Origin of the sequence: Erwinia endophytica, from assembly GCF_009295515.1 — a bacterium.
GTDB lineage: Bacteria > Pseudomonadota > Gammaproteobacteria > Enterobacterales > Enterobacteriaceae > Erwinia > Erwinia endophytica.
Genome location: NZ_RQVV01000004.1, coordinates 1 through 3,228, shown reverse-complemented (window position 1 = coordinate 3,228; position 3,228 = coordinate 1). Strand labels below are relative to the sequence as shown.

4 protein-coding genes and 2 pseudogenes are annotated in these 3,228 nt (G+C 46.1%); 3 read left to right on the top strand and 3 right to left on the bottom strand.

All coding sequences use genetic code 11. From position 1 onward, the window contains the following. From EH228_RS20380 to EH228_RS01645, 3 genes and pseudogenes are all read left to right on the top strand, one after another. A pseudogene (locus tag EH228_RS20380) lies at positions 1-153 on the top strand (IS5 family transposase); the annotation flags it as partial. Between the two features lie 120 nt (positions 154-273). Beyond that, positions 274-708: an IS200/IS605 family transposase gene (gene tnpA / locus EH228_RS01650; protein ID WP_152319970.1), complete on the top strand. Its 435-nt coding sequence runs from the start codon at positions 274-276 to the stop codon at positions 706-708. 75 nt (positions 709-783) lie between these two features. After that, positions 784-1,011 (top strand): annotated as a pseudogene (locus EH228_RS01645) (transposase); the annotation flags it as partial. A gap of 147 nt (positions 1,012-1,158) precedes the next feature. On the opposite strand, the gene EH228_RS01640 reads toward EH228_RS01645, so the two are convergent. The 3 genes from EH228_RS01640 to EH228_RS20375 all read right to left on the bottom strand — a co-directional run bounded on the left by EH228_RS01640 (position 1,159) and on the right by EH228_RS20375 (position 3,005). Continuing rightward, a complete protein-coding gene (locus EH228_RS01640; RefSeq protein ID WP_152319969.1) occupies positions 1,159-2,082 on the bottom strand; it encodes an IS5 family transposase in 924 nt (307 codons plus the stop codon). A gap of 314 nt (positions 2,083-2,396) precedes the next feature. Beyond that, entirely contained in the window at positions 2,397-2,615 is a 219-nt protein-coding gene (locus tag EH228_RS01635; RefSeq protein ID WP_152319968.1) for a hypothetical protein, read from the bottom strand. 198 nt (positions 2,616-2,813) lie between these two features. After that, positions 2,814-3,005 (bottom strand): toxin-antitoxin system HicB family antitoxin, encoded by a 192-nt coding sequence (locus EH228_RS20375; RefSeq protein ID WP_152319967.1) that lies wholly within the window; start codon positions 3,003-3,005, stop codon positions 2,814-2,816. Positions 3,006-3,228: the final 223 nt, after the last annotated feature.

Genomic DNA, 3,228 nt, shown 5'->3' with positions numbered 1-3,228 from the left:
TTCAGCCTGAGCGGTGGACAGGCCCACGAAAGTCGGTATGCAAAAGCGTTACTCAGCCAGGTCGGTGTTATTCGTAAAAGTGGATGCCTGAAATCCCGTCCCAAAGCCGTACTGGCGGATAAAGGATACTCAGGCAGGGATTTTCGTATTTATTGTCACCCCTAAACCACCTCTTGGGAAGGTGGTGATTGATCCTGTAAGGCTATAGCCTGAAGAATGCCCATGCCGGAATATCTCTGCTTACTCACCACAAGTAAAAGGAGACAAACCGACATGGGGCTTTACAGGAGTTCATCACATGTATATTGGCGTTGCAAATACCACATAGTCTGGACGCCAAAGTACCGTTTCAGGATCCTCAGGGACAAGTTGGGCAAAGAACTTTACAGGACAATTTATATTCTCTGTGGAATAAAAGATGGTGAGGTACTGGAGTTAAATATTCAGCCAGATCATGTACATCTTGTAGTGATCGTCCCGCCTAAAATTTCGATATCAACCCTGATGGGGCACCTGAAAGGCCGCAGTGCAATCAGGCTCTACAATCGTTTTCCTCACATAAGAAAGAAGCTATGGGGTAACCATTTTTGGTCCCGTGGGTACTTTGTGGATAGGGTAGGGGTAAACGAAGAAATTATCAGAAGATATGTGAGGCATCAGGAGAAAACGGAACAAACGCATGAACAGCAAATGGAATTGTTAGAGTAAAAAGCGGAAAGTGACAATCACCCCCCTTACAGGGGGCATTCTCAAAAGCCACCTTCTAAGAAGGTGGTCTTTTACTTGAAAGAAAAAGGAATAAAAGCGGTTATTCCTTTTAAATCGAATGAAAAAGCCAGTCAGGACGGACGACGAAAACCCGACAAACGGCTGTACAGAAAACGCAATGTCGTGGAACGCTGTTTTGCGATGCTAAAAGAAAATCGTCGTATTGCAACACGCTCAGAAAAAACAGCAAGAAACTACCTGAGTATGCTAAAACTGGGAGCTGTCAGATCAGGTCTGAGCTAATACATCTGAGCTAATACAGTTAAGGAACACACCCTAATTTTCGGTGGCATGTTGCCTTAGATGACGTTTAACGCCTGGTATGCGTTCTAAGGGGCTTTGTTGAATAAATCAGATTTAGATCGAGCCTGTCTGTAGTGAGTTGGGTTTTCAGGCGATACGCACTCTTTCTGGCATTCCGGCCTTCGTCATTTTGTTCAACGCACGCACTATGGCCAGAGCCTCTGCTACCTGACCATCATAGTCACGCAACGTCAGTGAACCTCCGAACAGCTGCTTCACCCTGTACATCGCCGTTTCCGCTATAGAGCGACGGTTATAATCTGTGCTCCATTTCCACCGGGCATTGCTCCCGCTCAGACGCTGATTCGCAACGGCACGGTTGCGGTCTGCGTATTCACCGGGCCAGTAACCCGCTCCCTTTCGCGGAGGGATGAGGGCGCTGATTTTCTTACGACGTAGTTCATCGTGACATAACCGGGTGTCGTAAGCACCGTCCGCTGCGGCTGACCTGATTTTTCGATGGGTCTGCCGGATTAGAACCGGGAAGGCCTCTGCATCAGTCACGTTGTTCAGCGACAGGTCAGCACAGATGATTTCATGCGTTTTCGCGTCAGCGGCCAGATGCAGTTTTCGCCAGAGACGCCGCCGCTCTTTGCCGTGTTTTTTGATTTTCCACTCACCTTCACCGAAGACTTTCAGTCCCGTGGAATCAATAACCAGATGCGCTATTTCACCCCGGGCTGGCGTTTTGAAACTGACATTAACTGACTTTGCCCGTTTACTGACGCTGCTGTAATCAGGACAGCGTAACGGAACGCCCATCAGGGAAAAAATGGAATCAATGAAGCCCTGAGCAGCCCGCAGGGTGAGCCGGAATACGCGCTTAATCACCAGGACGGTCGTAATGGCAAGGTCGGAATAGCGCTGAGGCCGCCCACGTGATGAAGGCGTTGCTGAGTCATACCATGCCCTGACAGCTTCATCATCCAGCCAGAAAGTGATGGAGCCACGATTGATAAGGGCTTTGTTATAAGAGCGCCAGTTGGTAATTCTGAACTTCTGCTTTGCCATGGGACTGCCGGTGTTGTCAGGATGATGCGTGATCTGATCCTGCGATTGAGCAAAAGTTCGATTTATTCAACAAAGCCGTTATAAGGTTTCAGGGTGTAATGCTTCTTTTGTGCCAAATAAATCCACGCGGACTATTTTGCCATTTTCGTTAGTACCATAAACACATTGATTTGAGGGGAAGTAATGAGTTGCATGGAGAAAGTATTTATATCTGAAGTTTGTTTTAATGAATATTAATCTTGTATCAACATTAATAAGTTTATCTCCGCGCCTGAGTGCGGCGTTAAGGTAATCTTCTGGTGTTTTTTCTTATTTTATTTTTTAATTGGCGTTGCAGATGATTTCACTTCAACAAAAAAATTAATTTTACTTTCCTGTCTGTTCTTATCGTAGTTGCGGGCTTTTTCTTGTTCTACTCGAATTATTTCTTTCACTTTTTTTATTCTTTTTCGCTCCCAAATAAAAGAGGATGTTTTAAAGGACATGGTGAAAATAATGGCAGTACATACAACGATGAAGATGAATGTGTTCATGGCGAATTTCAATCTTTCCTTGATTGATTATTGAACGCTCACAATACAAACATCAGAACTGGAAGTAAATCAGGTATGTCGTGTAAGGCAGGTAAAAGGCGGCCACACAGGGCCACCAGTGTCACAAAAATAATCATTACGCCAGCCAGGATAGCAGGCAGAGCGAATGGGTCAATAAAGCTGATGGTGCGGAATGACTCAGCCTTTAGGTTCGATACCGCGCTTTCTTAAGGCGGCTCTGCCTAATTCTTTCATCCAATTCGCGAGACTAACACCTTCGCCGTGTGCTGCTTGGTCAAATTGTTCTTTGAGTTCGGGGTTAATGCGCATTCTGAATTGCGGTGATTGACCATCACCCTTGGGGCTTTTATCTCGCTTTATCGTTGACAAGTGGTCACCTATGGGAATATGGTTAATTATATTAGGTGGTCACCTTAACACGATAATCCCCGTCAAAACAACGCCCCGGAGTGTTAGCAGCACAGCCGAGGCGTCTAACCACAACATTAGAAGGAGTAACGATCATGGCTGACACACAGTCTACCCAAACTCACCCTGAATTTACATGGCGCTTTCTGGCCGTTCCTGTTGCTTTCCCAGACGCAAAACCGAT

Excerpts from the sequence above, each read along its gene's own strand:
- tnpA (WP_152319970.1), top strand. The coding sequence starts at position 274 with ATGGGGCTTTACAGGAGTTCATCACATGTATATTGGCGTTGCAAATAC.
- EH228_RS01640 (WP_152319969.1), bottom strand. The coding sequence starts at position 2,082 with ATGGCAAAGCAGAAGTTCAGAATTACCAACTGGCGCTCTTATAACAAA.
- EH228_RS01635 (WP_152319968.1), bottom strand. The coding sequence starts at position 2,615 with ATGAACACATTCATCTTCATCGTTGTATGTACTGCCATTATTTTCACC.